Annotated in this window: 1 pseudogene; it reads right to left on the minus strand. The window is 61.0% G+C overall.

The window, feature by feature from the left end:
* Positions 1 to 376 precede the first annotated feature (376 nt).
* Positions 377 to 574: pseudogene (locus G3480_RS27310) on the minus strand (helix-turn-helix domain-containing protein); the annotation flags it as partial.

A 574-nucleotide genomic window follows, 5' to 3' on the forward strand; every position in this document is an offset into this window, starting at 1 on the left:
TAAGTCGAGCGTTCTCATCGAAGTCTCCCGTCACACACGGGTCCGTGACGACGTGCAAGGAGGGTGTCGCATGCGACGTCCCTCGGCGGTGGCAATCGGCTCAATGGATGCGGTGTGATGACCTCTCCGGTAGGGCGCTGGCTTCGACCGCATCGTCGCGTTCGACGACGGGGCATCCGAGTGCGTAGAGGATGACCCACAGACGTCGTTTCCCCGAAGTGAAGCATGATTGACTTCTGATGTCAAGGCGTTGTCTGTGTGCGCTTTGCACATCGTTTCGGGGTGTGCCAAGCGCTTACGCTTGGTGACGGGTAAGACGCACTTTTTAATCAATCGGTTAGCGCGCTTAGACCGCAGTGTCGGTCCTCGAACGCCCTCAGGATGATGTCGGCGGATCCTCATCTTGCCCCAGCAAGAGCTCGATCGCCTTGGCGATCCGCGCCCCCGCAGGCGGATTTTCCAGGTAGCGCAGAACCAGCCGGGTGACTTCCTCTCGCACGGCCGGATCGGCCATCGCTAGGCGGCTTGAGAGATCATCGAGCAACGCGGCGAGTGGACGCGGCTCGGGTCGGTT

Source organism: Thiorhodococcus mannitoliphagus, assembly GCF_010915725.1.
Taxonomy (GTDB): domain Bacteria; phylum Pseudomonadota; class Gammaproteobacteria; order Chromatiales; family Chromatiaceae; genus Thiorhodococcus; species Thiorhodococcus mannitoliphagus.